General features: G+C 71.7%; 1 protein-coding gene. It reads right to left on the bottom strand.

Annotated features, from left to right (window positions below; all coding sequences use genetic code 11):
• On the bottom strand, positions 1-1071 hold a 1071-nt coding region (locus HLK59_RS50130; protein WP_240983115.1), incomplete at both ends, for a condensation domain-containing protein.

Here is a 1071-nt window from a genome sequence, read left to right as displayed (position 1 = left end):
CGCTCTCCCGCGCCAACCCCACCAGACCCGCATGCAGCTCCGCACCCGAACGCGCCCGCACCAACGCACCCCGATGCGACGCCACCGCCGGCCGCGGCCGGTCCACCGGCAACTCCAACTCCTCCGGCATGCCGGACAGGGCCTCGGTCCAGTGGCGGAGCTGGTGCAGGGCGAGACTGTCCTCGTCGCGTTCGTCGCCGAGCAACTCCCGCTGCCACAGGGCGTAGTCGGCGTACTGCACCGGGAGCGGCGCCCAGTCGGGGGCGTGGCCGGCCGCGCGCGCTTCGTAGGCGCGGCCGAGGTCGCGGGTGAGCGGGGTCATGGACCAGCCGTCACCGGCGATGTGATGCAGGACCAGCACCAGCACGTGGTCGTCCTCGGCGACCTGGAACAGGGTGGCGCGGATGGGCAGTTCGACGGCCAGGTCGAAGCTGTGCTCGCCCGCCTGCCGTGCCGCTTCGGTCACCTCGTCCGCGCCGCAGGGCCTGACCTCGAAGGGCACGTCCGGAGTGGGGACGATGTACTGGTGGGGTTCGCCGTCGACGTTGGGGAGGATCGTGCGCAGGGCCTCGTGGCGTACGGAGACGTCGTTGAGGGCCGCGCGCAGGGCGTCGTGGTCCAGGGAACCGCGCAGCCGTACGGCGAGCGGCACGTTGTAGGTGGCTCCGCTCTCGTCCCACTCCCGCAGGAACCACAGCCGCTGTTGGGCGTACGACAGCGGAATCCGTTCGGGGCGCTGCTCGGCGGGTGTCAGCGCGGGGCGGGTGCGCATGTCGTCGGTACGCAGTCCCGCGGCCAGGCCGGCTGGGGTGGGTGTGGCGAAGAGGGTGCGGACGCCGACCTCTGCGCCGAGGGTGCTGCGGATACGGCTGATCAGGCGGGTGACGAGGAGTGAGTGTCCGCCGAGGCCGAAGAAGCTGTCGTCGATGGTGACGTGATCGACTCCGAGTACTGCGGCGAAGAGTCCGCACAGGACTTCCTCTTCCGGGGTGCGCGGGGCGCGTCCTTCGGCGTCCCCGCCGACCAGGGGTTCGGGCAGGGCCCTGCGGTCCAGCTTGCCGTTGGCAGTCA

Source organism: Streptomyces sp. S3(2020), assembly GCF_013044505.1.
Classification (GTDB): domain Bacteria; phylum Actinomycetota; class Actinomycetes; order Streptomycetales; family Streptomycetaceae; genus Streptomyces.
The sequence above is the reverse complement of the archived record's forward strand: the minus strand, read 5'-3'. Positions and strand labels throughout refer to the sequence as shown.